Origin of the sequence: Shewanella sp. OMA3-2 (genome assembly GCF_021513195.1) — a bacterium.
GTDB lineage: Bacteria > Pseudomonadota > Gammaproteobacteria > Enterobacterales > Shewanellaceae > Shewanella.
Map to the genome: position 1 here is coordinate 1137447 of NZ_CP090974.1, position 26082 is coordinate 1163528.

Genomic DNA, 26082 nt, shown 5'->3' on the forward strand with positions numbered 1-26082 from the left:
CGCCCTTATGGGCGCTTTTTTGATATCATTCAATTAACATATTTTCTTAATAAGGAAGTTAAATGCTAAAACCATTGTTGTCTGCCACACTAATGCTGGTATCTAGCCATACTATGGCCTCTGAATATGATTTGGTTGCTCCCCCTGCCGAGCTTGATATCTCAGTACCACAAGCCAACTGTTTAAAAGCCGTTGATGTTGTAAAAAACCAAGATGTTGCACTTTTTAAATCGATTTTTTACCCTGTTGCGGTAACGGATACACAAGTCGCACAACATCTAAAAATAACACATGATAAATACTACACAAAAAATCATTTCGGGATAAAGAATTTTAATTTAGCCGAGTATGCTAATTATTATTTCGAAGATGCTAAAAATTCAAAAAATAATACAGTAAGCTCTGAAGCAAAACGTCGAGATCATAACATTCAACTCTGGATAGGTTACCATTTTGACTCAATTAACCCCCAAAGCAATAAAGAAGAAGAGAGTTCAGGCCATTGTCGCTTCGCCTTAGTGGAAGATAATTGGTATCTGCTTAACTTGTTATAAAGCGTTAAATTGCGAACAACTATATTGACTCTGTTTAGCCTCAGTTTAGACTCACAATATTAAATATGGCATTGCAGTAATCCATTGGATTACTGCAGCAAAGGCGAGAGTATGCAAGAAAAGTTAACTATTAATGACAAATCTTGGTTTGAAACAACTAATTTTAAAGGGATTGAAACTATTAGTTCCACTAGCGATATGTCGCTTAAAGTGGTTTCTTTTTTCTATCCCCTATATATGCCTACGCAGTTATTGCTAACTTTGGGCTTATTATTAATGGGCTTATTACCTTTTATCACTCCTGGTGCAATTGCGTTATACCCACACTTCCCGACAGTGCCACTGGCACTTGTCATTATCAATGTGTGCCTAGTTCCGGGGCATTTTATAATCAGACATTACTTAATCAAGCGTCAATACAAATTGAATGGTACGCAACAGATACACATCAATAACGACAGAATTTCATTACCTGTCAACAGTCTAGTAAATGAGCCAAATGGTCAATTAGAGCTAGCAAAAACAGATATCAGCGGTATAGATATTGTGTATTGGGTGCAAACCAACAAGGGGGTAACCACTCGTACCATTTACGAAACCCATATCTGCCTAGTATCAGGTAAGTCATTAAAGCTAGACGTCCTTCATTACCCACTGAAACATATGTTTTATTTAATGGTATATTTTGACTACCCAGTCAAAATTATTCAACGACATTGCTCTGCTAAATATATTTTTAAAATCGTGCTTTTAGCATTCCCTGTAGTGGCTCATTTCGCATTAACAATCCTTATGGTTGTGCTGATGACTCCTTTAACAATATAAAAATAACATAACATAGGTAATTAACATGGCCAGACCAAGACAGACAATTGTTAGCTTAGATGACACACCTGCTCCTGCAAATAGAGAGTAGTCACTGCTGTTCGCGACTAGTCCGTAAGGCTTTTCTGTGCGGTTTTGATAACTCAACAGGTGAAAACTTTGAGCATCGACGCGAATGGGTTGACTTTCGAATTCTTGAGCTTGCCACCATCTTTGCTATCGATATCTGTGCCTATGCATTCTTTGTAATGAACAGGGAGCAACCATTTCCATGTGGTGATTAAAGTGGATACTGATAAAGCCAAGCGGTGGTCAGATAAAGACGTACTAGTTCAATGGCACAAAGGTTTTAAAGGCGCATTACTTACACAGAGATTTGTAAAAGGTGAAGACCTAAACGAATTTGAAATGAAAAGGGTGAATGATTGCATTGCCCTATACCGCCAACGCTTAGTCGATATTAGTTGGTTTATGCGTGCTTTAAGTGAACCAATTGCGCGAATCGCCAATAAAGAAATGCACAGGGAGGTTTTATTCGCTGCCATCCATGGCACTTACTCTTCGGGCCAGCTAAAGCTGTTCAAATTTATTCCCGATAAATTTGTGGGAAGGGCACTTTAAATCACAAGCATTATTAGATGAAGCCGCAGTATTAGCTTGTAAGGCCAAGTACGTTTAAAGGCATATTTCCTATGTGTTAATAAGTGTTCGTAAAATGAACACTGCCCAGTATTAAGCTATTTTTATTATTAATTAGTACGTAGGCCTCGACGGTTTACAGATTATGTTAAAAGTGTTGGTAGAATGCGTTGTCACATTAAGGGTTAACAGCAATATGATTATTAATAGTAATGAATTAAAATTATTAAAATAAAGCTGATATTATTGTTATGCATGTTGCATATATAAATAAAGGGATTTAATGGTATGTACTTAGGGAAACAGACTTCGATATTGATGATTGTTAGTGTAATGAGCTTTTCGGTATTTGGGAGTAACCAAGCGGCTATAAAATCGTTTGATGCCAAAACGTTACCGATAACAGAACGCAGTCAAGTAATAACCGATAAACAGCTAGCACTAATGAAAGAGTTTAATCAACTGGCACAAGCGCGTACTAGCGCTGTAGACGTGTTTAAAAGCGGTAAAGTGCGACAGTTGCAACAACTCGGCGAGCAGACTCTGGTTGAAGCCAATAAGTTTGTTGAAGAGTATCAGATTTTTTTAAGCGAACTTCCTGAAACATCGACCTGTTACACACCTGAAAATGTGACTGAATACCAGCGTATGATTGCTGAGCTTACTGAGGCGAATTCAGCATTAAGTCATATTGCTTCATCGGTAGGTGATGATGAAATGGGGGCGACGATGGCATTACTAAATGTGCAAATGCATGCAGGAAAAATAAGTGCATTAGTGCAAATGTTTCAGTTAGTAAAAGTGTGCAATATGACAGATGCTATGGGGATGACTAAAGCAGATGTAGAACGCCAAAGGGCTGAGCAAAATAACTAGTCTATTTCAATATCAACTTATTAACCTATGATAAAACCCAATAAACAGACATATTTTATGTCTATTTATTGGGACTGCTTAAGTCGCTTTAGTCTTCCCGAACTGAGGCTATTTAACGTCTGAGCGCAACACTAGTTCTACTCGACGATTTTTATGCCTGCCGTTTTCATTAAGGTTGTTTGCAACTGGAGCGTACTCACCAATACCTTTGGCTTCTAGCTGTGATGCAGGGATAGAAAATTGTTGCTGCAAAATGCTTGTAACCGCTGTGGCACGTTTTTCTGATAAAGTGTAATTGTACGATTGGCTGCCTTGATCATCTGTATGACCAATAACATAGAACTGTTGTTTTGGATGGCTTTGTAGATATTGGGCAACCACTTTTATCACATCTATGGTTTCAGGTTCTAGTTCATCACTATCGAATTTGAAAATAAGCCCTTCCAGCGCCACATGACCTGTTTCGGCAAGCTTATTAGTTAATCCTTCCAAATCAATTGCGACCCTTTTGTCATTAAGGTCTGTTTGTTCAATAATGCGAATTTCAGCGGATAAATTTCTGTCGTAGCCAATCACAAACGTCATGACCTGAACATTACCCTGGGGTCTTTGTAATTGGTATAGGCGGTAACGCTGGCTGTCATCCATTCCATTAGATTTTAATAATTTCATATGGTTATAAAGCTGACTTGTTTTACCACATGCTTTAGATAAACAGTTAAATTGCTCTACAAAGCCGAGTTGTTTTAATGCGTTTTGATAGTTAGCATCAACCTCGAATTCAGAATATCCACGCGGTAGAGTATAACCAATATCGGTTATTCTACCTTGGTAAGTTTTAACTTGATGCTGATTTTTTAGAATGCCTGTAACTAAGGATGTTTCCCCAAACTCCACCTGCTGATATTCATCAATGTATGCCCCAGGAATACGGGTTAGCATAGGATGGTCTTTAGAATTTTTTTGGTCTTTATGGCTTAAGTCAGCAAACTTTTTCTGAATAATATCCGTGCTTAGGTAAGCTTGATTAATCTTAAGTAGGTCTAAAGGCTCTTCAATCACTTCAATAATATCTAATTGAATGTGAGTCGCACGATGCCAATTCATGGCATACACAGAAACATACAGCTGTTTTTGAGCTAACTGTATCTTAGCTGTTATTAATGATGGTTCATTTTTTGGGGTGGTGTCTAACGGCGAAATAAATCTGGCTAAATCATCTATATCAAAGCAGGTAGGTGTATGGCATTCAAAAATAATTTTTCCCTTTAGGGCGTTAATTTGTTGTTTATAGTTACTAATTAGGTTTTCTGGTGAAAATAAAACCGGCAACTGATAATTAATACTGCTGAGTTGTCCCTTAACCACTTGGCTGTCTATTTTAGTCTTGCTAATTTGAGTGATGATGTCATAAGCGATGAAGTTTCTGGTTTCCGTTTTGGTTTTACTCACTTCTTTAGGGGGACTAAACAAGGTGTCATTTTGTGTTGCTGCTGTTATTGAGGGTGAAATAGCGATGAATGCAAATATGACAAATAATTTGGTAGACATTGTGTACCCTGTATACGATTAAGGTGAGAGATAGCTATCGTGTTAGATAAAAATATGTAGATCAGTTTTGATATTTTTATTACGCGAGTGCAAATAATTGACCACGATTTTTAATTTTGGTCTTTTTATATATATTCTGCACATGCATTTTGACTGTGTTTATTGAAATACCTAACTTGTGAGCGATCTCTTCATTGGAATGCCCATCCCAAATTAATCCTAATATTTGCTGTTCTTTTTTGGTTGTCAGGGCGAGAATTTTTGTTCGATTGGTGAATGAGGGTAAGCGCTTTTTTTGTAATACATAACGTGAAATGGCTTTATGGCTGAAACTTATTTCTTTCGCTTGAACTTGTTTAATTGAATTGATTTTATCTACAACAGAATCATCAGCTTGCATGTTGCAATGAAATCCTGAGGAGATAAAAGTGACTTCTAATTCTGTGGTGAGTTTAGGGCAAATGGCGATATGAAGGTGTGACTTTAGTAATTCACCGTCGACTTTCTCAAGCGAGATTAAAGGCGCTTCGAAATGGTGAACTAAGATGTGCATGGTTTTATTACTAGGTTCAAGCGCGTCTAGTACATTACTAATGTTTTCAGAATGGCATTGAATGAGATTTAATTCTAATAAATTTGAGATATGAACGAATTGAGTTACTTGGTCTTCTGGTAGATCCACAGTAATAATATTTTGTTCAAACATGCCATCATCCTTGAGTCGATATAATTTGCATTCAGTGCAAAAGAAGTTCATAAAGTTGAGCGGAATTTAGCATATACAGTAAAAATGTAAAAGTCATTTTTAATGACAGCGCAGGACTTTTTGTTATTACTTTTGATTTAAATAAATGGTTTTTATCAAGTTAATAGTTATATTTTATTATGTAATAGGCATTATTGCGTGTTGTTATTAGCCTTTATATTAATGATATTTCTTTAGAATAAAAAATCTAATTGGTTTGATGTGTTTTGACTGCCTTGTTGTAAATGTATTTGGGGTAGCGAACTTGGATTTATTACCTCAGTTAACGTGTTGTAAAATGATAAGGCGAGTTCAGGTGCTTGGATATTATCAGGAGTATGAATAAAGAGATAAGGCTGCTTTCCTTCATTTATCCATTGTGCAAGCTTAGTTCGCCAGCGTTGAAAAAAGGCTAGGTTGATTTGTGGGTCACATTGACCAATAAAGCGCACCACAGGTTGATGAGCGGTCGCAATAGGGTGAACAGGAACCTGAGGCTTTTTCTGTTGGGCATCTATCATAATAGGGGTGTCAGCTTTTGCGGCAAATAGTGGTCGGCTATCCATAATAATACGATTGCATTGATGGGTTATTAATAAACGGTTTAATGCTTTTTCATGGTCGCTTTTATTGAAAAATGCCCTATGGCGCACTTCTACACCGTAGGTCAATCCCTTAGGCAATTGTTGTAAAAATCGTTCCAGAGTAGGTAGCAAGCTAGGGCCAAACTGTGCAGGTAGTTGAATTTTCCACATAGCGGTTTTGTCAATTAACGGCTCCATAGTATTAAAAAAGTGGGTTAGTTCCGCTTGGGCATGTTGTAACTGTAAGTCATGGGTGATGGTTTTTGGCAGCTTAAAAGTAAACCTAAAATCATCTGGCACAGCATCCCGCCAGTTCATTACTGTAGGCAGTGTCGGAAGGGCATAAAAAGTGGTATTACCTTCGACAGTATTAAATACTTGAGCATATTTTTCTAAGCGCGCAGATGTCGGTATATCACCATAAAGACAGTGTTTCCATTGCGGTTGAGACCACATTGCGAGGCCTATTCTCAGTATTGATTGACTGCTATTCATTGTTCACCTTTTTTACATTTCTAGTAAAACAGTGGCTTTTATCGCTATTTTGACGCTAGGCCAGAATAGGCCTGCAAAAAGATACTTTATTAGTCTCAATCCATCTATCTCTATTTAGGTCAGATCTGCTAATATGCAGCGGCTTTTGTTGTACTGTGTTGTGCCCATTTTGCACTATGTCTATTTAACACTGGGTTTATTAAATGTTAGGCTTAATTTAGCCGCCCAAAATTGCTGGTATGTTTTTAGTTTCAATGGAGTGATTGTGTCAGATCCAACCCCAGATATGAAGTTTGATAATTATCGAGATCGAACTTTTCAAGAAAAGCAACAGCCAAAGACTAACCGTCGAGCAAAATTGGTATTTTTTTTCATCCTCTTGTTGATCGTTATTGGTGTTTTTACAGCATTTGAAATTAAAACGTCTCATTATCAGGCGATGCTATTCAACCAATATGGAACCAAATTAACCTATCAGGTTGTGCCCTTTGCCACCGATAAGGTTATCTATCCTAAGTACGGCCCATTTGATATTCGTCACGGCTATACGCAATTACCCAAATATATAGATAGACTCGTTAAACGTGGTTTTGTTGTTGAACAACAAGCCAGTTTTTCGCCTATGTTAATGGACTATACCCAGTATGGTTTTTTCCCGCCTTACCATGAAAAAGCCCAATCGGGTTTAATGATTCAAGATTGTCGCAATCAAGATGTGTTTGATGCGCTATACCCAAGTCGTGCCTATCAAGACACCGACATGATCCCAAGTGAAGTGGTTAATACACTACTGTTTATTGAAAACCGTGAACTTTGGAACCCAGAGCCTAAGCATAATCCGGTGATTGACTGGCCACGTTTTGTGGTGGCAAGTATTAGTCAAATAGCCGAAAAAGCAGGCTTGAATATGTCAAAGGCCGGTGGCAGTACTTTAGCCACCCAAATTGAAAAGTTTCGCCACTCTGAGTTTGGTTTAACCTCTAGCATTGAAGATAAGTTGTTGCAAATTGGCTCAGCCATGATCCGCGTCTACCAACAGGGCGAAAACACGCTGGCAGCCAGACAACGTATTGTGCAGGATTATTTAAATACAGTGCCCTTATCATCTGCGCCAGGTTTTGGTGAGGTACATGGAATTGGTGATGGCTTATGGGCGTGGTTTAAAACCGATTTTAATCGGGCTAACAGCTTATTGCTGTCAGGGCATGACCCAGCCACTGCCGCTGAACGTGGTCAAGTGTTTCGACAAATTGTTGCCTTAATGATTGCCCAGCGTCGGCCATCTTATTACTTACTCCAAGGCCATGACGACTTAGAAGAGTTGGTAGACAGCCATTTGCGCTTGCTGGTGAGCTATGCATTGATTGACCCCAAACTCATGAACTCGGCCATGCAACAACAGTTGAAGTTTGACCGCCGCAGGGGTAATCCTGACAATCCTAACAACAAGGGCGTTAATGCGGTTCGCATTAGAACGGCGAGTATGTTGGCGAGCAGCTTATTTGATTTAGACCGTTTAGACTTAACGGTTAACAGTACCTTTCATGGTGATTTACAACAGCAAGTGGGTGATTACTTACGTCGCCTTGGTCAACCAGAATATGCCCAAAAAGTAGGGCTGTTAGGTGAGCGATTACTCACACCTGAACAGCTCCCAAATGTGCTTTATAGTTTTACGTTATTTGAAAAGCATCAAGGTGCTAATCGGGTACGGGTACAAACAGACAGTACTGATCAGCCTTTTGATATTAACGAGGGCAGTAAACTAGAGTTAGGTTCTACGGCTAAATTACGGGTGTTAGCGACATATCTGGAAATTATTGCAGAATTACAACATCGCTTTGAAGACAAAACCGTCACCGATTTATATCGAATAGATGTTGAGCCCAAAGATAAAATTACCCGTTGGGTCGTTGATTATTTAATTGAAACCCGTGACCGAAATTTAACCCGTATGTTAAATGCCGCGCTTGAAAGACGCTATTCAGCATCGGCCGATGAACGCTTTTTTACCGGTGGTGGCTTACATGTTTTCAGTAACTTCCAGAAGAAAGAAAATAGCCGTAATCCTACATTATACGAAGCCTTGCAAGACTCAGTTAACTTGCCGTTTGTGCGTTTGATGCAAGATATTGTTAACTACAGCAGTAGTTATAATAGTGAAGGTAGCATGGCGCAATTACTGCGCAATGATAAAGACCCTCGCCGTGAAGAATACTTAAAAGCGTTTGCTAAGCGAGAAGGGAGCACCTTTGTACGACGTTTTTATCGCAAGTATCAGTCGTTAGCACCAGAGGCAAGATTAACGACCTTTTATAATGGTGTACAGGCAACGGAACATCGACTCAGTGCAACATATCGCTTTTTACAACCCTATAAAAGTGATCAGGATTTAAAACTGTTTTTAGCAGAAAAAATGCCTGATAAAACCTTTAGTGATAAACAAATTAATAGCTTATACAACAAGTATGGCCCAGATAAGTTTAATCTTGCCGACCAAGGGTATATTGCGCGGGTACATCCACTAGAGCTGTGGGTGCTTAGTTATCTGAATGATTACCCTAGCGCTAATATGACGCAAGTATTAGAAGACAGCCAAGCGACTTTAATTGAGGTTTATCGATGGCTATTCCGTACTCGTCATCAAAATGCGCGTGATAGTCGTATTAAGGTAATGTTAGAGGTTGAGGCATTTTTAAGTATCCATCAACGCTGGCAGAGAATGGGTTACCCGTTTGATTTTATTGTGCCATCACTGGGCTCTGCTCTTGGCAGTTCGGGCGATCGTCCGGCGGCATTAGCCGAGTTAATGGGTATTATTCAAAATGATGGTGTGCGAGCGCCAACAATACGCATCGAAAAATTACATTTTGCAAAAGATACTCCCTATGAGGTCAAGCTGGCTAATAGTACTCAACAACCGGTTCGAGTGTTTAGGCCTGAAGTGGCAATAGCGTTGAAAAACGCGCTTGCCAATGTGGTCGAAAAAGGCACAGCAAGGCGATTGAATGGCAGCATTATTAATGTTGATGGTACTTTGGTGCGCTTAGGTGGCAAAACGGGCACAGGTGACAACCGTATCGCCACTGAAATTCGCAATGGCCGTAAGGTATCGTCTACCGCCATGAACCGCACCGCAACCTTTGTGTTTTATTTGGGGGACAATTACTTTGGTACGTTAACCGCATTTGTCCCTGGTGCTGAAGCTGATGACTTTAGTTTTACTTCCGCGTTACCGTTACAAGTATTAAAGGGCATGCTGCCAATATTGACGCCGCAATTATTTAACCAGCAACCTTTGTGTTTAGCAGAATCGACTGGCATCGAGTCGCGTTAAATACTTAACAATAAATGTTGGAAGCGGGGATTTACCCCAAAAAACGAGCAATAAAAAAGTCAGCGATTAAGGCTGACTTTTTTATGGGGTTAAGCTGGTCATTAAAGCCGGCTTAACCGCTTAGGCCTAAGCTATGCTCAGAATCGACTGAGGCCAAGCTTAATCTAAACTAATAGCGATATTAGGCAAAAGCATCTTGTAATGACGGTACAACTTGTTTCTTACGGCTTAATACGCCGTCTAACCAGACTTTACCATCAACTGTTGGCTTGCCATAAGCGCGCTCTGTTAAATCAGCACTGTCAGAAATTACTAGCATTTCAGAGCCTTCTTTCATAATGTCGGTTAACAATAACAATACACTATGACGATTACCTTCTTGCTTTAATAAGGCGATATCAGCCACTAAATCCGCTTTAATCGCATCAAAAACGGCTAAGTCAATCACTTCTAACTGACCAATGCCCACTAGGTTACCGTTCATGTTGAAATCTTTAAAGTCACGCATAACTAAGTCGCGTGCAGGGGTGCCTTCAACCGCAGACTTAACCTTAAACATATCCATGCCTAGTTCTTTAAAGTCTTCAATACCGGCAATAACCGCTAACGCTTCAACACAGCGAATATCGGCAGTGGTACAGGTAGGTGATTTAAAAATTACCGTGTCGCTTAAAATAGCGCACATCATAATGCCGGCGATATTCGCTGGTATCTCGACCTGGTAAAAATCAAACATCATTTTAATGATAGTGTTGCTACAACCCACAGGGCGGATCCAACACTCTAGTGGTGTTGAAGTGGTTAAGTCGCCTAGTTTATGGTGATCAACAATACCAACAATCGTTGCCTGGGCAATATCATCTGGTGCTTGAGTCACTTCAGAGTGGTCAACAATATACACTTCTTCGCCAGCGTAGCTGGTTTTATATTCAGGAGCGTCAAAGCCAAATTTGTCTAAAATAAAAGCCGTTTCAGGTGATAATTCACCTAAACGTGCTGCAATAGCAGGCTCACCAATTTGATTTTTTAAATAAGCTAACGCGATCGCACCACAAATTGAATCAGAATCAGGGATCTTGTGACCCACTACATACATTGACATGATAAAGCTCCTATAAATTTGTTGCCGATTTTAGCAAGATTTAAATGCTTGACCAATCCTTATCCGAAAAAAAGCCATCATGCGGCGTTAAAAAGCTTAAGGACACTGAAATCTCATCCTAGGCGTTAGCCTGACGATACTATAAAGTCAGCAGTATTATAGGTTGAAATTGGATTGGCTATGTTACTTGGTATTCATCATGTGGCGATTATTTGTAGTGACTATGCCCGCTCGAAATACTTTTATCATCAGATATTAGGCTTACGTATTTTAGCTGAGCATTACCGCGCCGAGCGCGACTCTTACAAGCTGGATTTAGCTTTGCCCGACGGTAGTCAAATTGAACTCTTCTCTTTTAACCATGCGCCGCTTAGGCCCAGCTATCCTGAAGCGCAAGGATTACGCCATTTAGCCTTTCGGGTAGATGATATTGCTCAAGTGGTTGCCTATTTGATGGCGCATAACATTGAAGTAGAGCCGATTCGTGTAGATGAATACACCCAAAAACGTTTTACCTTTTTTAGCGATCCCGACGGTTTACCGTTAGAGCTTTATACCAATCATTTTTAGTGCAAAATCAAGCCAAATTCTGTAGTCTCCTGCAACATTTTATCTGTTGTACTTATGCTTGCTGGAGCGCTCATTTTTATGTCTGTTACCGCCATACAAAATAAACTGAAAATCATTGATCGCAGTAAGACTTTTCAAGGCTTTGTGATTTTTGTGATTGTGGTTTCAGCACTCTCTATTGGCGCCCATACCTATCATTTACCCCAATGGTTAGATAAAAGTTTATGGGTGTTAGATATTGTGATCACAGTGTTTTTCTTGTTTGAATTGATTATTCGTTATATCGCCAGTGATGGCGCTAAGAGCTTCTGTTCAAAAGGGTGGAATATTTTTGACACCATTATCGTGATCGGCAGCTTAATTCCATCGGGCGGCTCAACCGTTTTACTGGCTCGATTATTAAGGATATTTCGGGTTCTGCGTTTAGTGTCTATGGTACCAGAGCTGCGAATGTTAATTAATGCCTTACTTAAAGCGATCCCGCGGATGGGATATATAGTGTTATTAATGTTTGTCATTTTCTATATTTATGGCGCTGTGGGCAGCATGTTTTTTGCTCACGTTAATGAGTTTTTGTGGGGCGATGTGTCTATTGCTATGTTGACCTTGTTTCGTATTTCCACGTTCGAGTCATGGACGTCAATTATGTATGAAACCATGGCTGTTTATCCATTAAGTTGGATGTTTTATTTAAGCTTTATCTTTTTAACTACCTTCACTTTTTTGAATATGATGGTGGGAACTATATTAGATGTGATGGCAGAAGAAAGTCGCCTGATGAATGAGCTAAAGGCACAGCGAGCACTTGATGAGCATATTGATGATGATATGAAGAGCAGTGCTGCTGCCAGCTATAAAACGGGTCATCAAACAACTGAACTTGCACATAGCATGGTCCAAGATAGGCCGTACGCGAGTGTAGAGGATATGCAAAAATTACATGATAAAATAGATCAGCTCACCGCGTTGGTGGTTCAGCAGCAAGCATCTGGTTCAACTCATAGTGGCGACAATATTGCAGCGAAGTAAGTTTCGTTAATGTATTAACCCTATATATTGGCAGCGTCTAGCTGCATGAAAACTGTTGATATTAAAAACAAAGCCCTTAAAAGTTTTCAAGGGCTTTTTTTATGGCTTCAGGTTAATCTAACTTATCTATTTATTTATCAGCATAAGGTATGCGAGTGTCGACGCCGAACGTATTGTCTTCTAAAAGTGCCTCATCTAGCTGGGCTAAATCCTATTGGTTAGGAGCGTTAGCCGTTATGCCATTAACCATAGCGGTTATTCCATGGGGCATATTAGCGGGATCATTTGCACTTGAAGTTGGGCTAACAGGTTTACAAAGCCAAGCCATGTCAGCGATCATTTTTGCTGGTAGCGCTCAGTTAGTGGCGTTAGGAATGATAAAAGCCGGAGTCGGTTTAAGCGGCATTCTTATTACCACCTTGCTGATCACTTCACGTCACGTGTTATACGCCATGGCAATGCGCAATCGTATTAGTCCGTTATCGTTGAAGTGGCGACTGTCATTAGGTTTTTTATTAACCGATGAATTATTTGCAATTGCCAATCATGGTCAACAGCACAAGTTCGACCCCTGGTATGCCCTTGGTGGCGGTTTTACTTTTTATCTTGGGTGGAATATTGCCACGTTTATCGGCATTATCGCCAGGAAAAATATTGATAACCTTGGCGAGTTAGGGCTCGACTTTGCTATTGCTGCGACATTTATTGCCATTGTGGTGCCTACAGTCACTAAGCCTTCGGTGTTAATTTGTGTGCTGGTGTCATTAGTGTTAGCGGTAGTATGTGCGGTGTTGGGATTACAATCTGGATTATTAATCGCATCATTGTCTGGCATGGCTGTTGGTTACAGTTATGCTAGATTAACTGGTGAATTACAGCCACAAAGTAGCCAGTCAAGTGAATATCAACTTGATCAAGAACCGCTAAACCATACTGAAACCAACGATTCAGCGCCTAATAATCTTCAGTCAGATAAGGCAAGTAAGCAGATTTCAAACAAGGAGGTGCGCTAATGATTTGGTTAACCATTATATTGATGGCGATCATTGTGTTTGCCAGTCGTCATGTTTTATTAGAGCCTAAAGTACCTATACGCTTAAACCAGAAAACACTGACTTTTTTAAGCTATTCAGCTCCGGCAGTTCTAACTGCTATTTTTGCGCCTATTGTGTTTGCGCCACAAAATCAACTCGATATTTCAGTCTCTAATCCTTATCTTATTTGCGCCATCGTTGCAACATTACTGGCATGGCTGACTAAAAATACTTTATTAACCACTATTGTGAGTATGGGGTTATTTTTTATTATTTATTAAACCGAACGGTCACTTTAAGCGTAATAACTGTCATCTATTTGTATTTTGTATAGGGTAATCTAACCCATGTTATTTTACCCAAGGCTATCATTTCAGAGTATAAACTGAGCATAAATCAGCCTTTACATAGGACGTTATACAAAACATTAAATCTAGTCGGCTTTTGAATATCCAAAACGCTATAGTAGTTAATAAAGAGGATGTTATGAATAAAACGGTATTAATTACAGGCGTGGGCAAGCGAATTGGTTATGCGTTAGCAAAGCACTTTTTAGCCCGTGGAGATTATGTTATTGGCACTTATCGTAGCCACTATGACAGCATAGAACAGTTACGTAAGTTAGGGGCAACGCTTGTTCAATGTGATTTAACTGACACAGCTTCAATTGCGCATTTAATTGAGCAAGTTCAAGTTAATGCCTCTACTCGGTTAGATTGCATTATCCATAATGCCTCAGATTGGCTACCCGATAACAGCGGCTTAAGTGCCAGTGAAACCATTAATCGTATGATGCAAGTGCACGTGAATGCGCCTTACGAAATCAACTTAGCGCTAGCGGATTTATTGACCGCAACAGCACAGTTAAACCATGAGTCAATTGGTGCCAGTAATATTATTCATATCACTGATTATGTTGCCGAAAAGGGCAGTAAAAAACACATTGCTTATGCTGCTAGTAAAGCGGCACTGCACAACTTAACGTTATCATTTGCCGCAAAATTAGCGCCGCACGTTAAAGTAAATTCTATCGCACCCGCAATGATTTTATTTAATGATAGTGATGATGACGCCTATAAAGTGAAGGCGTTAGCTAAAGCCGTTTTACCCAAAGAAGCTGGCAACAGTGAAATTATCGCGCTAGTAGAATACCTGCAATCAAGCCATTATGTTACCGGTCGCAGTTATGCGGTTGATGGTGGCAGGCATCTAGTTTAGTCAACCTAGATTAGGATAAAGACATAAAAAACATTTAGACTTCTGGATGGCTATTTGTTAGTGTGGATATTAGTCAATATTTCACACTAACCATCATTACAAGGAAGGTCTATGTCAGCAGATACTCAGTTCACGGCAAAGTTAAAGCTTGAATCGCTTGCGTTACACCATGGCTATAAGTCAGAAGCGACCACCAAGGCAGCTGCTGTGCCAATTTACCAAACCACGTCATACACCTTCGATGATACCCAGCATGGCGCAGACTTATTTGATTTAAAAGTCGCTGGTAATATTTACACTCGTATAATGAATCCGACTACCGATGTGCTTGAACAGCGCATGGCTGCTATTGAAGGTGGCATTGCCGCATTAGCGGTTGCATCTGGTATGGCGGCAATTACTTATGCTATACAGGCGTTAACCCAGGTAGGCGATAACATTGTTAGTACTAGCCAGTTATACGGTGGCACCTATAATTTATTTGCCCATACATTGCCGCGCCAAGGCGTGGAAGTGCGTATGGCAGCCTATGATGATTATGCCGGACTTGATGCGTTAATTGATGGTAAAACCAAAGCGCTATTTTGTGAATCCATTGGTAATCCGGCTGGTAACGTGGTCGACTTACAGCGATTAGCTGACATTGCCCACAAACATGGTGTGCCGCTCATTGTTGATAATACCGTCGCCACACCTGTGTTATGCCGTGCATTCGACCATGGTGCTGACATTGTTATTCACTCACTAACCAAATACATAGGTGGTCACGGAACCACTATTGGTGGGGTGATTATTGATTCAGGTAAATTTGACTGGGTGGCGAATAAAGCGCGTTTTGGATTACTCAATGAGCCCGATCCGTCTTATCACGGCGTGGTGTATACCCAGGCATTTGGCCCAGCAGCCTTTATTGGCCGTTGTCGCGTAGTGCCGCTGCGCAATACTGGTGCTGCATTGTCACCACAAAGTGCATTCTTGTTACTGCAAGGGTTAGAGACCTTAAGTTTACGGATGGAGCGTCACTGCAGTAACGCGTTAGCTTTAGCTGAGTTTTTAGATAATCACCCACAAGTAAGTTGGGTTAACTATGCTGCGCTACCTAATAGTCCACAATTTGAGCGTTGCCAAAAAATTACGGGTGGCAAAGCGTCAGGAATTGTCAGTTTTGGTATTAAAGCGGATAACGCCGAAGCGGGCAAAGTGGCGGGTGGGAAGTTTATCGATGCCCTGCAAATGGTGTTACGTTTAGTGAATATTGGCGATGCTAAGTCATTAGCCTGTCATCCAGCCAGTACCACCCACAGACAACTCGATGCCGCTGAACTTGCTAAAGCGGGTGTATCAGAGGATCTCGTTAGAATTTCAGTCGGTATTGAACATATCGACGACATTATTGCTGATGTGAGCCAGGCACTGGATAAAGCTTCAAGCTAATGCGCTGTTAACTGCAATACCATTAAGCGTTAAAAGCCAACGCTAGCTCAAACAAAAATCCCCATCACATTGGTATGTGATGGGGATTTTTTGTTAGCAAGTGGCTTATAAAACTAAGTCTGCTTAATCACTAAATACCTGCTTTGGCTAAACGTCTTGTTGGGGTAATCACTAACGGCAGTGGAATATCCCAGCACTCAATTGGTAAATGGCTAACCTGTTGACAATCATGGGCAAATCCAACCGCCAGAGGTTTATTGTTCACGCTATTTTTTAAGGTTCTGTCGTAGTACCCACCGCCCATACCCATGCGATTACAACTGGCATCAAAGGCCACTAATGGGGTAACAATCATGTCTAGTTTTGGGGTGGGAATAATCTCTTGTACGTTAAGTTTGGGCTCTGAAATACCAAATTTATTTTTAATCAACACAGAGTCGCGATGATAATGACAAAATAATAAATGACCCGGACTGAAAGGGTGTATTAAGGGTAAATAGGTTTTTACCCCAATATGCCATAATGCTTCAATTAACTTTTCTGTGGCTAACTCGCCATCATGGCTAAAGTACAGCGCCACGTGCTGCGCATTACGCTGCTGAATTTCAGCCAACATATGACGGCTAGCAATTAAGGCTAATTGGTGTTGTTCTGCAACAGTAAAGCTTTTGCGCTCTTGACGAATGTGGCGACGAATAAAGTCACGGCTCATGCCCTGACTATCAAACAATGCATATCGCTCTTGGTTGCTGAGTTCAAAGCCAGAATCTTGATGGGCTAAATTATCAATATGTAAATGTTGATTATGTGAATCAACAGCAGATAATGCTTGGTTAGCGCTGTCTAAGTGTTTGTTTACTGATGAAAAGTAAGTGGTTTTAGCGGGCTCTGACTCTGCAGGTGATTCAGCAGTGTTCATGTAGCGAGTAATGCTCATAAATTAGGATGCTCCCCAAGATACCGTAGTAGGTGTAAGCCCTTGAACCGTAGGTTCAAGGCGGGTAAATGTTCATATCCTAAGGCTTCTCGATACGAGCCGAGCATGCACAATGTCAATGAAAGCATTCACCCTGGGTTTGTAAATATCGGCACAGGGACATTACCCACACACGCGTATCCCAGGGAGCAAAACAGATCGATAATTGCTAAAGCAACTATCTGAAACTTATTTTAGTCGTCCTTGTGGCTTCTTTCAATCAACGAATGTTCAAGTGTTGATTGTAACAAAGAAATACGCTCGTCCATTTGCGCCATATATTGTCTATTTTTTTGCTTTTCTTCAAATAGCTCATTACCAATATTCAGCGCGGCCATAATGGCTAATTCTTCGCGACTTAAGTTATTGGTACGGGTTTTAAGGTTGGTCAGTTGTGTTTCAACTTCTCTAGCCACCGAGCGTAAGGTATCCTCGCGTCCTTTTGGACATGCGATAGAGTAGGTGCGCCCTAGAAGGGTTATTTCAACTGCACTAGTACTCATAATGTCGCGACGAGATCCTTTAATAAAAGCTTATATTGTTAAAGCCGAACTATATAGGTGTGCCTATCAAAGCGCAAGGCAAGCGCGTGCCTTTTTAACTATTTGCTGCATGTCTGAGCAAATCTGGCTTTTATCTCACATCATGGCTGCAAGTATTTGGCGCAAATAGCGAACTCTGCTAGCATTGGGAAAGTTATCGCCCATTAGGAAAGCACCATGGCAATCCCACCTTCATTATGTATCGACAACCTCAAAAAAGCCCTCGACGACGCCGAAATTGGCCAGCATCCTGTTGAAGTACATGGTGCATTAGTTGGATTAATTTGTGGTGGTGTTGATCAAGACAACCATGCATGGGTAGGACCGTTAATTGATTTAATGAATGACGGTAAACCGCTAGAGCCCAGTTTACTGCAGCTAGTAAACGATCTTTATCAGGACACGGTTGCCCGTTTAGTTGATTTTGATTTTGGCTTTACCTTGTTGCTGCCAGAAGAAGAGGTATCGCTATCACATCGAGTTGAAGCCTTGTCGTTATGGACCCAAAGCTTTTTAACCGGCATTGCCATTATTCAGCCTAAATTGAATCAAGCATCAGCAGACGTTAAAGAAGTGATTAAAGATTTAGCCGAGATTGCTCAGGTTGAATTTGATGTAGGCGAAGATGAAGAGTCAGAAACGGCATATGTCGAGCTGCAAGAGTTTGTGCGTATGGCAGCCATTTTATGCTACGCCGAGTTTGGTCCAGAACCATCAATGGACAACACAGACGAAACCCAAAAGGTGCACTAATATTTAATCCCATTTCGGTCTTTGGTGTTTTTAAGCAGTGTATTTTAATCAATAGATTGGGCGATTTAACCAGTAGCCAGTGAGTTGATATATGAGTTCAGCATCCACAGCAGTAATACAGCCATTTGATATCGTGATTGTTGGCGGCGCCATGGCGGGTGCCACATTAGCCTTAGGGTTAGCTAAGCTAAATAAAGGCCGAACACACGCCTTATCAATTGCTCTTATTGAGGCGCATCAAGCCGACGACAGTCACCCAGGGTTTGATGCTCGCTCTATTGCTATTGCCCATGGATCTATTTTTGAACTTGAACGTTTAGGTATTTGGCCCAAGCTAAGCCATTTAGGCACCGCCATTGCTGATATTCATATCTCAGATCGTGGTCATTTTGGTATGACAGAACTTAATGCCAAACCATTAGGGTTAAGCGCATTAGGCCAAGTGGTTGAACTAGCCCAAGTCGGTAAAGTGTTATTTGAGCAGCTTCAACACGCCAATATCAGCTTATTTTGTCCGGCAAAACTCAGCCAATTAACCACCGATCTTGACGGCCATTATTTAACCCTAGACGATGGCAGCAGACTAAGCGCGAAATTGCTGGTGGCCGCAGACGGCGCTAACTCAGTGGTGCGTCAGCAACTTAATCAAGGCGCTGACAGCATCGACTTTAACCAAAGCGCCATTGTCGCCAATATTCAAACTGACAAACCACATCAACACCGTGCCTATGAACGCTTTACCGAAACAGGCCCATTAGCCTTGCTGCCTATGGGTAATGTCAACGGTATGCTGACTAAAAACAGCGCCAGATTATCGCTTGTGTGGGCAGTATCCCCAGCGCAGGCGCAGCACTTGGCCCAAACAGATGAAGCTGATTTTTTACAACAATTACAACAAGCTTTTGGTAATAGAGCTGGGCGTTTTACCCAAGTGGGTAAACGAGTCACTTATCCACTTACACTAACCACGATGGCACGGCCGATATTTCATCGCTGCGTATTTATTGGTAATGCGGCGCAAACACTGCACCCAATAGCGGGGCAGGGGTTTAATTTAGGCTTACGTGACGTAGTGGGGTTGATCAAAGTGATTGAGTCGGCGCTAAATGATCAACAGATTACAGATGAAAACCGAGCCGCTGAAGTAAGTACCAGTGACGTAATTGATGTGGGAAGCAGTGCTATTTTGCATCAATATTTAGCCTCTCGCCAAAGCGATCGTGACAGCACGCTAGGTAATATTGAATTTTTAGTGCGAGGTTTTTCTAACCAATACTGGCCCTTAGTGGCAGGTCGCTCAATTGGGTTGCGATTATTATCTTGGCTGCCGCCGTTAAAACGTCCTGTAGCCCAAATTGCTATGGGGTGGCGTTAAGCACTTTAGCGCTACATTTAGACACAATACCCGTTCGATTTTTATCACTGACGCTTTAAAAGGACACTGCTATGTATACCACCCAAACCTTTGATGTAGCCATAGTTGGCGGCGGTATGGTCGGCCTAGCCACCGCAATTGGATTAGCTGAGGCGAATTTAAATGTGGTGGTAATTGATGCTAGCAGCACACAAGCCCCCAGTGGTGAACCTAAGCTACGCGTCAGTGCGATTAACAAAGCCAGTCAACAATTATTAACTAATTTAGGCGCATGGCAGTACCTTGACCATAGCCGAGTCAGCCCGTATCAAAAAATGCAGGTGTGGGACAAAGATGGCATGGGCAAAATAGAATTTGATGCCCACGCGATCAGCGAAAATCACCTAGGCGCTATTATTGAAAACGATGCCATAAGTTTTGCCTTAGCAAAACGCGTCAGTGAACTCAGTAACATCACCCATATTGAACAACAAAAACTGCAACGCATTGCCTTTGGTGAGCGCGAAGCCTGGTTAACCCTTGAAAATGGCGACAACATGTCAGCAGCACTGGTTATTGGTGCCGACGGCGCTAACTCTTGGGTGCGTCAGCAATGCCAAATACCACTGACATTTTGGGACTACGGCCACCACGCTATTGTGGCTACCGTTCGCACTGAACTTAGCCATGACGCTACCGCGCGCCAAGCCTTTTTACCCGACGGCCCATTAGCTATGCTGCCGTTATATGATGACAATTTATGCTCAATTGTATGGTCAACATCGCCGCAGCACGCAGAGCAATTGTTGGCAGCAGATGACAACACCTTTGGTAAAGCCCTTACCGCCGCATTAGACAGTCGTTTAGGAGTGTGTGAAGTGGTAAGCGAACGCCATGCGTTTCCGTTAAGAATGCGCTATGCCCGTCATTTTGCTCGCCACCGTTTAGTGTTAGCAGGAGATGCTGCCCACACTATTCATCCACTAGCCGGACAAGGGGTTAATCTAGGCTTTTTAGATGCCGCCAGTATTATTCAAACCGTGGCTGAACTGCATGAGCAAGGCAAAGATATTGGTGATTATCGCCATTTGCGCGCATTAGAACGCTGGCGCAAAGCCGATGCTATGGAGATGATCGCGACTATGGAAGGGTTTAAAAGGCTGTTTGCCGGACGCAATCCGCTTAAAAAAGCCATCCGCGACATTGGATTATCACTGGTTGATAATGTTGCTGGGCTAAAAACAGTGTTCATCAGACAGGCCATGGGCAACAAGATGACATTACCTAAACTGTGTCGCGAATCGATTTCATCCTGATAATCTTTAAAATCGCTTATATATCAGGCCGTACAGCACAATTGATGTTTTGAATCTAAACAGGCTGTAAATTTATTACAGCTTTCACATTAGCTAAACTAATGAGTAGTAAGTCGGATTAGAAAATTTTCTGGTATACAATGTCACTCTGCCGAGTATAATTTTGTCCGAATTTTAGCAAATACCTAGGTCATGTTTATAACATGGCACTACCCACAATAAGGGATAATAATGGCTAGCAAAACGGTACTCTTCAACAAGCATTTAGCATCAAAAGCCAAGATGGTCGATTTCTACGGCTGGGAAATGCCAATCAACTATGGTTCACAAATAGAAGAGCATCATGCTGTTCGTCAAGATGCAGGCATGTTCGACGTGTCACACATGACAGTGGTTGATGTAACAGGCGCAGACGCTTGTGCATTTTTACGTAAATTATTAGCTAACGATGTTGCTAAACTTCAAGTCGCGGGCAAAGCTTTATATTGCGGTATGCTAGACGAGAACGCAGGCATCATAGACGATTTAATCACTTACTACCTTACCGATACCCATTACCGCGTGGTGGTTAACTCAGCCACACGGGTAAAAGATTTAGCCTGGATCAACAAACAAGCCGCTGCATTTGACGTCACCATTACCGAGCGTCCAGAGCTTGCAATGATCGCGGTTCAAGGTCCTAACGCGAAAGCGAAAGCCGCCAAAGTATTTAATGCTGAGCAAAATGCCGCAGTTGAAGGCATGAAGCCATTCTTTGGCGTGCAATCAGGCAGCTTATTTATTGCAACCACAGGTTATACCGGCGAAGCAGGTTATGAAATTATTGTGCCTGAAGACGAAGCTGAAGCCCTATGGCAAGCCTTGTTAGACGTTGAAGTACGTCCATGTGGTTTAGGCGCGCGTGACACTTTACGCTTAGAAGCTGGTATGAACCTATACGGTTTAGATATGGACGAAAGCATTAATCCATTAGCGGCTAATATGGGCTGGACCATAGCATGGGAGCCAAGTGATCGTGACTTTATTGGCCGTGAAGCATTAACGGCATTAAAAGCCGCTGGTACTGACAAATTAGTCGGACTAGTGATGGAAGAAAAAGGTGTTTTACGCCATGATATGGCAGTGTTTTTTACCGACGAAAACGGTGTAGAGCATCAAGGTGCTATCACCAGCGGGACTTTCTCGCCAACTTTAGGCTATTCTATTGCCTTGGCACGTGTACCGAATGGTATTGGTGCTACAGCAGAAGTGGAAATGCGTAAAAAACGTGTTGCGGTAAAAGTCATCGCACCAAGCTTTGTACGCAATGGTAAGCAAGCATTCTAAGTTTATGGTTTTGTACTACAAAAATTTATTGATTAAGCACAAAAATATCAGATAAAGGATAATAACAATGAGCAACATTCCAGCAGATTTGAAATACGCCTCTTCACACGAGTGGATCCGTCTAGAAACCGATGGTAGCTACACAGTAGGTATTACTGAACATGCTCAAGAGCTTTTAGGTGACATGGTATTCGTAGAATTACCAGAAGTGGGCGACACAGTAACTGCAGGTGAAGATTGTGCAGTAGCAGAATCTGTTAAAGCTGCATCAGACATCTATGCTCCTATTTCAGGTGAAGTGATTGCTGTGAATGAATCATTAGAAGATTCACCAGAATTAGTTAACGGTGATGCATTTGGCGAAGGTTGGTTTTTCCGCGTAATGCCATCTGACGCGTCAGAAGTTGACGGCTTATTAGATGCTGAAGGCTATCAAGAAGTTATCGACCAAGAGTAAATCTTGTCGATACTGAGAAGCTCCCTCGGGAGCTTCTTTGTTTTGTGTTGCTAAATGCCGCGTCAATAATGTCAGCCAAAATGAGCCTTTTTTGATGATAGCGGCGTATTAGACTGTTGTTACACATACCACTACTTTACACATACCCAGTTACTGTGCCCTACAGCTCACAACTGGCATTTTGGGAACAAGGTTAACCATGACCAAGCAAACTCTTACACAATTAGAACAGCACGAATTATTTTTAACTCGTCACATTGGTCCTAGTGCAGCTCAACAACAAGAAATGTTGAACTTTGTCGGCGCTGAGTCTTTAGAAGACTTAACCGCACAAACTGTGCTGGGAAAAATTCGTTTACCGCAAGACCTCACCATAGGTGATTCTTGTGGCGAAGCTGAAGGTATTAGCTACATCCGTGATATTGCCGATCAAAACAAAGTATTTAAAAACTATATCGGTATGGGTTACTACGGTGTGCAAGTGCCTAATGTTATTTTGCGTAACGTGTTTGAAAATCCAGGTTGGTACACAGCGTACACGCCTTACCAGCCAGAAATCGCCCAGGGTCGTTTAGAAGCTATTCTTAACTTCCAGCAAGTGTCGATGGACTTAACCGGTCTTGATTTAGCTTCAGCATCATTACTTGATGAAGCCACAGCAGCAGCAGAAGCTATGGCATTAGCCAAACGTGTGTCTAAAGCGAAAAAAGCCAACATTTTCTTCGTAGCTGATGATGTATTTCCACAAACATTAGACGTCGTTAAAACCCGTGCTGAATGTTTCGGTTTTGAAGTTGTCGTTGGCCCAGCAGCGGAAGCGGTAAATTACGAGCTATTTGGCGCGTTATTCCAATACACCAACCGCCATGGCCAAATTAGCGATTATTCAGAATTGTTTGCCACATTACGTGACAACAAAGTCATCGTTACCGTTGCAACTGACATCATGTCTTTAGTGTTATTAAAGTCACCAGGTTCAATGGGCGCAGACGTAGTATTTGGTAGTGCTCAACGTTTTGGTGTACCAATGGGATACGGCGGACCACACGCAGCATTCTTCGTTGCCCGTGACGAGCACAAACGTTCAATGCCAGGTCGTATTATTGGTGTGTCTAAAGACACCCGTGGTAACCCTGCACTGCGTATGGCAATGCAAACGCGCGAGCAACATATTCGCCGCGAAAAAGCCAACTCGAACATTTGTACCGCCCAAATCTTATTAGCCAACATGGCATCGTTTTATGCGGTATTCCACGGCCCACAAGGTTTAAAAACCATTGCGTCACGCATTAACCGTTTTGCTGATATTCTTGCAGCCGGCTTACAAGCTAAAGGCTTAAGCCTAGTGAATAACACTTGGTTTGATACCATCAGTGTTAAAGGCGCCGATGTTGCTGCCATTAATGCCCGCGCCATTGCCGCAAGCATTAACTTGCGTATCGACGCCGACGGCGTGTTTGGTGTCAGCTTAGATGAAACGACCGTACGTAAAGATGTTAGCGCATTATTTGACGTAATTTTAGGCGCAGGCCACGGCTTAGATGTTGCCGCATTAGATGCGCAAATTGTGGCAAACGGTAGCCAATCAATTCCTGAAGCGTTAGTACGTCAAGACGCCATTTTGACCCATCCAACGTTTAATCGCTACCAAAGCGAAACGGAAATGATGCGTTATATTAAGCGTTTAGAAAACAAAGATTTAGCCCTAAACCACTCAATGATCTCGTTAGGTTCATGTACTATGAAGCTCAACGCAGCAGTAGAGATGTTACCGGTAAGCTGGCCTGAATTTGCGAACATGCACCCATTCTGCCCACTTGATCAAGCACAGGGTTACACTAAGCTAATCAATGAATTATCTGAGTACCTAGTTAAAATAACCGGTTACGATGAAGTGTGTATTCAACCTAACTCAGGTGCACAGGGCGAGTACGCTGGCCTATTAGCGATTAAAAAATACCATGAGTCTCGCGGTGACGGGCACCGTGATATCTGTTTAATTCCTCAGTCAGCGCACGGCACTAACCCAGCATCAGCACAACTTGCTGGCATGAAAGTAGTGGTAACCGCGTGTGACAAAGAAGGTAACGTTGATTTAGCAGACTTACGTGCTAAAGCATCAGAGTTAGCCGACAGCCTGTCGTGCATCATGATCACTTACCCATCTACCCATGGTGTGTATGAAGAATCAATTCGTGAAGTGTGTGACATAGTGCACGAGTTTGGTGGCCAAGTTTACCTAGATGGCGCCAATATGAACGCCCAGGTTGGCTTAACATCACCAGGCTTTATTGGTGCTGACGTATCACATTTAAACCTACACAAAACCTTTGCTATTCCGCACGGCGGTGGTGGTCCAGGTATGGGCCCAATTGGTGTTAAAGCTCACCTTGCGCCATTTGTAGCAGGTCACGTTGTGATTAAGCCAGGTCGTGTAAGTGACCATAACGGCGCAGTATCAGCAGCGCCATACGGCAGTGCAAGTATTCTACCTATCAGCTGGATGTACATTAAGTTACTAGGCACTAAGGGTATTAAGCAATCAACCCAAACAGCGCTACTGAATGCTAACTACGTAATGAAGAAGCTTGCACCACATTACCCAGTATTGTTCACTGGTCGTAATGACCGCGTAGCACACGAATGTATTATTGATTTACGCCCACTAAAAGAAACCTCAGGCGTGACTGAAATGGACATCGCTAAACGTCTAAACGACTACGGCTTCCATTCACCAACCATGAGCTTCCCAGTAGCGGGTACGTTAATGATTGAGCCAACAGAATCTGAATCTAAAGTTGAATTAGATCGTTTTGTTGAAGCCATGATCTCTATTCGCGGTGAAATCGCTCAAGTAGAAGCAGGCGAGTGGCCAGTAGACAACAACCCATTACATAACGCACCACACACAATGGCAGACATTATGGACAGCGAGTTTGACTCACGTCCGTACAGCCGCGAAGTGGCCGTGTTCCCAACAGCATCAGTTAAAGCCAATAAATTCTGGCCAACGGTAAACCGTATTGATGATGTTTATGGGGATCGTAATTTGATGTGTAGTTGTGCACCATTATCTGACTACGAATAATTGCTGCTCAGTCTTGCTACTGCTTCGTTAAATTTTCAGCTTTCGTGCTCATTGACAGCCGTCAACTCCGCGCGAAAGCTTTCAATTTACCTTGCATTAACTTCGCCAGCGACGCAATTATGGTGGTAGTGGGCCAAACGTCATTTCGGTAATGCTTCTGAGCCGGAATCTAAAGCTTAAAAAAAGCGACCTTCGGGTCGCTTTTTTGTTGCTAGCGGTTACGCTATTTGGCTGCTTAGGCTTTTTCTCTGCGTTCTCGCTATTTGAAAGGGAACAA

At 41.9% G+C, this 26082-nt stretch carries 22 protein-coding genes, 1 other RNA gene and 1 pseudogene; 17 read left to right on the forward strand and 7 right to left on the reverse strand.

The features are described from left to right. Positions 1-62: 62 nt before the first annotated feature. The 4 genes and pseudogenes from L0B17_RS05055 (at position 63) to L0B17_RS05070 (ending at position 2894) form a co-directional block, all read left to right on the forward strand. Positions 63-554 (forward strand): hypothetical protein, encoded by a 492-nt coding sequence (locus tag L0B17_RS05055; protein ID WP_235088061.1) that lies wholly within the window; start codon positions 63-65, stop codon positions 552-554. 111 nt (positions 555-665) lie between these two features. After that, positions 666-1379: a hypothetical protein gene (locus tag L0B17_RS05060; RefSeq protein WP_235088063.1), complete on the forward strand. Its 714-nt coding sequence runs from the start codon at positions 666-668 to the stop codon at positions 1377-1379. 25 nt (positions 1380-1404) lie between these two features. Beyond that, positions 1405-2040 (forward strand): annotated as a pseudogene (locus tag L0B17_RS05065) (hypothetical protein); the annotation flags it as partial. Positions 2041-2306: 266 nt separating this feature from the next. Beyond that, on the forward strand, positions 2307-2894 hold the full coding sequence (locus L0B17_RS05070; protein ID WP_235088064.1) for a hypothetical protein: 588 nt from the start codon (positions 2307-2309) through the stop codon (positions 2892-2894). A 108-nt stretch (positions 2895-3002) separates the two neighbouring features. Here the strand turns inward: L0B17_RS05070 and L0B17_RS05075 are convergent, their stop codons facing one another. The 3 genes from L0B17_RS05075 to L0B17_RS05085 all read right to left on the reverse strand — a co-directional run bounded on the left by L0B17_RS05075 (position 3003) and on the right by L0B17_RS05085 (position 6230). Beyond that, positions 3003-4445 (reverse strand): OmpA family protein, encoded by a 1443-nt coding sequence (locus L0B17_RS05075; RefSeq protein WP_235088066.1) that lies wholly within the window; start codon positions 4443-4445, stop codon positions 3003-3005. 79 nt (positions 4446-4524) lie between these two features. Continuing rightward, the gene (locus L0B17_RS05080; protein ID WP_235088068.1) at positions 4525-5151 is read right to left on the reverse strand and encodes a helix-turn-helix domain-containing protein; all 627 of its coding nucleotides are present in this window, start codon (positions 5149-5151) and stop codon (positions 4525-4527) included. A gap of 233 nt (positions 5152-5384) precedes the next feature. After that, a complete protein-coding gene (locus L0B17_RS05085) occupies positions 5385-6230 on the reverse strand; it encodes a DUF72 domain-containing protein (RefSeq protein ID WP_235088070.1) in 846 nt (281 codons plus the stop codon). Positions 6231-6534: 304 nt separating this feature from the next. Here L0B17_RS05085 and L0B17_RS05090 point away from each other — a divergent pair, with 304 nt between their 5' ends. Then, entirely contained in the window at positions 6535-9606 is a 3072-nt protein-coding gene (locus L0B17_RS05090) for a transglycosylase domain-containing protein (RefSeq protein ID WP_235088072.1), read from the forward strand. Positions 9607-9787: 181 nt separating this feature from the next. Here L0B17_RS05090 and L0B17_RS05095 read toward each other — a convergent pair whose 3' ends face one another. Further along, positions 9788-10708: a manganese-dependent inorganic pyrophosphatase gene (locus tag L0B17_RS05095; protein WP_235088073.1), complete on the reverse strand. Its 921-nt coding sequence runs from the start codon at positions 10706-10708 to the stop codon at positions 9788-9790. A 180-nt stretch (positions 10709-10888) separates the two neighbouring features. On the opposite strand from L0B17_RS05095, the gene gloA2 reads away from it, so the two are divergent. The 6 genes from gloA2 (at position 10889) to L0B17_RS05125 (ending at position 15993) form a co-directional block, all read left to right on the forward strand. Further along, positions 10889-11278: an SMU1112c/YaeR family gloxylase I-like metalloprotein gene (gloA2, locus tag L0B17_RS05100; protein ID WP_235088075.1), complete on the forward strand. Its 390-nt coding sequence runs from the start codon at positions 10889-10891 to the stop codon at positions 11276-11278. A 78-nt stretch (positions 11279-11356) separates the two neighbouring features. Next, positions 11357-12307: an ion transporter gene (locus L0B17_RS05105; protein WP_443019923.1), complete on the forward strand. Its 951-nt coding sequence runs from the start codon at positions 11357-11359 to the stop codon at positions 12305-12307. Between the two features lie 149 nt (positions 12308-12456). Further along, positions 12457-13320 (forward strand): AzlC family ABC transporter permease, encoded by an 864-nt coding sequence (locus L0B17_RS05110; RefSeq protein ID WP_235088077.1) that lies wholly within the window; start codon positions 12457-12459, stop codon positions 13318-13320. After that, positions 13320-13622, forward strand: a complete 303-nt coding sequence (locus tag L0B17_RS05115; RefSeq protein WP_235088079.1) for an AzlD domain-containing protein — start codon at positions 13320-13322, stop codon at positions 13620-13622. The genes L0B17_RS05110 and L0B17_RS05115 overlap by 1 nt, the downstream gene beginning before the upstream one ends. 205 nt (positions 13623-13827) lie before the next feature. Continuing rightward, positions 13828-14559: a dihydromonapterin reductase gene (gene folM / locus L0B17_RS05120; protein WP_235088080.1), complete on the forward strand. Its 732-nt coding sequence runs from the start codon at positions 13828-13830 to the stop codon at positions 14557-14559. 111 nt (positions 14560-14670) lie between these two features. Then, positions 14671-15993 carry an O-acetylhomoserine aminocarboxypropyltransferase/cysteine synthase family protein gene (locus L0B17_RS05125; protein WP_235088082.1) on the forward strand — a complete coding sequence of 441 codons (1323 nt, stop codon included), beginning with the start codon at positions 14671-14673 and terminating at the stop codon, positions 15991-15993. 130 nt (positions 15994-16123) lie between these two features. Here L0B17_RS05125 and L0B17_RS05130 read toward each other — a convergent pair whose 3' ends face one another. The 3 genes from L0B17_RS05130 to L0B17_RS05140 form a co-directional block, all read right to left on the reverse strand. Next, on the reverse strand, positions 16124-16930 hold the full coding sequence (locus L0B17_RS05130) for a 5-formyltetrahydrofolate cyclo-ligase (protein ID WP_235088084.1): 807 nt from the start codon (positions 16928-16930) through the stop codon (positions 16124-16126). Positions 16931-16938: 8 nt separating this feature from the next. Continuing rightward, a non-coding RNA gene (gene ssrS / locus L0B17_RS05135) (6S RNA) lies at positions 16939-17121 on the reverse strand. Between the two features lie 42 nt (positions 17122-17163). Then, positions 17164-17472, reverse strand: coding sequence for a cell division protein ZapA (locus L0B17_RS05140; protein ID WP_235088085.1), 309 nt, complete (start codon positions 17470-17472; stop codon positions 17164-17166). Positions 17473-17688: 216 nt separating this feature from the next. Here L0B17_RS05140 and L0B17_RS05145 point away from each other — a divergent pair, with 216 nt between their 5' ends. From L0B17_RS05145 to gcvP, 6 genes are all read left to right on the forward strand, one after another. Then, a complete protein-coding gene (locus L0B17_RS05145; RefSeq protein WP_235088087.1) occupies positions 17689-18264 on the forward strand; it encodes a UPF0149 family protein in 576 nt (191 codons plus the stop codon). Between the two features lie 91 nt (positions 18265-18355). After that, on the forward strand, positions 18356-19639 hold the full coding sequence (ubiH, locus tag L0B17_RS05150) for a 2-octaprenyl-6-methoxyphenyl hydroxylase (RefSeq protein WP_235088089.1): 1284 nt from the start codon (positions 18356-18358) through the stop codon (positions 19637-19639). Between the two features lie 71 nt (positions 19640-19710). Beyond that, positions 19711-20934 (forward strand): FAD-dependent oxidoreductase, encoded by a 1224-nt coding sequence (locus tag L0B17_RS05155; RefSeq protein WP_235088090.1) that lies wholly within the window; start codon positions 19711-19713, stop codon positions 20932-20934. Between the two features lie 231 nt (positions 20935-21165). After that, on the forward strand, positions 21166-22260 hold the full coding sequence (gcvT, locus tag L0B17_RS05160; RefSeq protein WP_235088092.1) for a glycine cleavage system aminomethyltransferase GcvT: 1095 nt from the start codon (positions 21166-21168) through the stop codon (positions 22258-22260). A 67-nt stretch (positions 22261-22327) separates the two neighbouring features. Next, positions 22328-22717 carry a glycine cleavage system protein GcvH gene (gene gcvH, locus L0B17_RS05165; protein WP_235088094.1) on the forward strand — a complete coding sequence of 130 codons (390 nt, stop codon included), beginning with the start codon at positions 22328-22330 and terminating at the stop codon, positions 22715-22717. A 199-nt stretch (positions 22718-22916) separates the two neighbouring features. Next, entirely contained in the window at positions 22917-25805 is a 2889-nt protein-coding gene (gene gcvP, locus L0B17_RS05170) for an aminomethyl-transferring glycine dehydrogenase (RefSeq protein ID WP_235088096.1), read from the forward strand. The last annotated feature ends 277 nt before the right edge of the window (positions 25806-26082 follow it).

Bases quoted from the DNA above. Each gene is read 5' to 3' on its own strand.
- L0B17_RS05055 (WP_235088061.1), top strand. From the start codon at position 63: ATGCTAAAACCATTGTTGTCTGCCACACTAATGCTGGTATCTAGCCAT.
- L0B17_RS05060 (WP_235088063.1), top strand. From the start codon at position 666: ATGCAAGAAAAGTTAACTATTAATGACAAATCTTGGTTTGAAACAACT.
- L0B17_RS05070 (WP_235088064.1), top strand. From the start codon at position 2,307: ATGTACTTAGGGAAACAGACTTCGATATTGATGATTGTTAGTGTAATG.
- L0B17_RS05075 (WP_235088066.1), bottom strand. From the start codon at position 4,445: ATGTCTACCAAATTATTTGTCATATTTGCATTCATCGCTATTTCACCC.
- L0B17_RS05080 (WP_235088068.1), bottom strand. From the start codon at position 5,151: ATGTTTGAACAAAATATTATTACTGTGGATCTACCAGAAGACCAAGTA.
- L0B17_RS05085 (WP_235088070.1), bottom strand. From the start codon at position 6,230: ATGTGGTCTCAACCGCAATGGAAACACTGTCTTTATGGTGATATACCG.
- L0B17_RS05095 (WP_235088073.1), bottom strand. From the start codon at position 10,708: ATGTCAATGTATGTAGTGGGTCACAAGATCCCTGATTCTGATTCAATT.
- gloA2 (WP_235088075.1), top strand. From the start codon at position 10,889: ATGTTACTTGGTATTCATCATGTGGCGATTATTTGTAGTGACTATGCC.
- L0B17_RS05105 (WP_443019923.1), top strand. From the start codon at position 11,357: ATGTCTGTTACCGCCATACAAAATAAACTGAAAATCATTGATCGCAGT.
- L0B17_RS05110 (WP_235088077.1), top strand. From the start codon at position 12,457: ATGCGAGTGTCGACGCCGAACGTATTGTCTTCTAAAAGTGCCTCATCT.
- L0B17_RS05115 (WP_235088079.1), top strand. From the start codon at position 13,320: ATGATTTGGTTAACCATTATATTGATGGCGATCATTGTGTTTGCCAGT.
- folM (WP_235088080.1), top strand. From the start codon at position 13,828: ATGAATAAAACGGTATTAATTACAGGCGTGGGCAAGCGAATTGGTTAT.
- L0B17_RS05125 (WP_235088082.1), top strand. From the start codon at position 14,671: ATGTCAGCAGATACTCAGTTCACGGCAAAGTTAAAGCTTGAATCGCTT.
- L0B17_RS05130 (WP_235088084.1), bottom strand. From the start codon at position 16,930: ATGAGCATTACTCGCTACATGAACACTGCTGAATCACCTGCAGAGTCA.
- L0B17_RS05140 (WP_235088085.1), bottom strand. From the start codon at position 17,472: ATGAGTACTAGTGCAGTTGAAATAACCCTTCTAGGGCGCACCTACTCT.
- L0B17_RS05145 (WP_235088087.1), top strand. From the start codon at position 17,689: ATGGCAATCCCACCTTCATTATGTATCGACAACCTCAAAAAAGCCCTC.
- ubiH (WP_235088089.1), top strand. From the start codon at position 18,356: ATGAGTTCAGCATCCACAGCAGTAATACAGCCATTTGATATCGTGATT.
- L0B17_RS05155 (WP_235088090.1), top strand. From the start codon at position 19,711: ATGTATACCACCCAAACCTTTGATGTAGCCATAGTTGGCGGCGGTATG.
- gcvT (WP_235088092.1), top strand. From the start codon at position 21,166: ATGGCTAGCAAAACGGTACTCTTCAACAAGCATTTAGCATCAAAAGCC.
- gcvH (WP_235088094.1), top strand. From the start codon at position 22,328: ATGAGCAACATTCCAGCAGATTTGAAATACGCCTCTTCACACGAGTGG.
- gcvP (WP_235088096.1), top strand. From the start codon at position 22,917: ATGACCAAGCAAACTCTTACACAATTAGAACAGCACGAATTATTTTTA.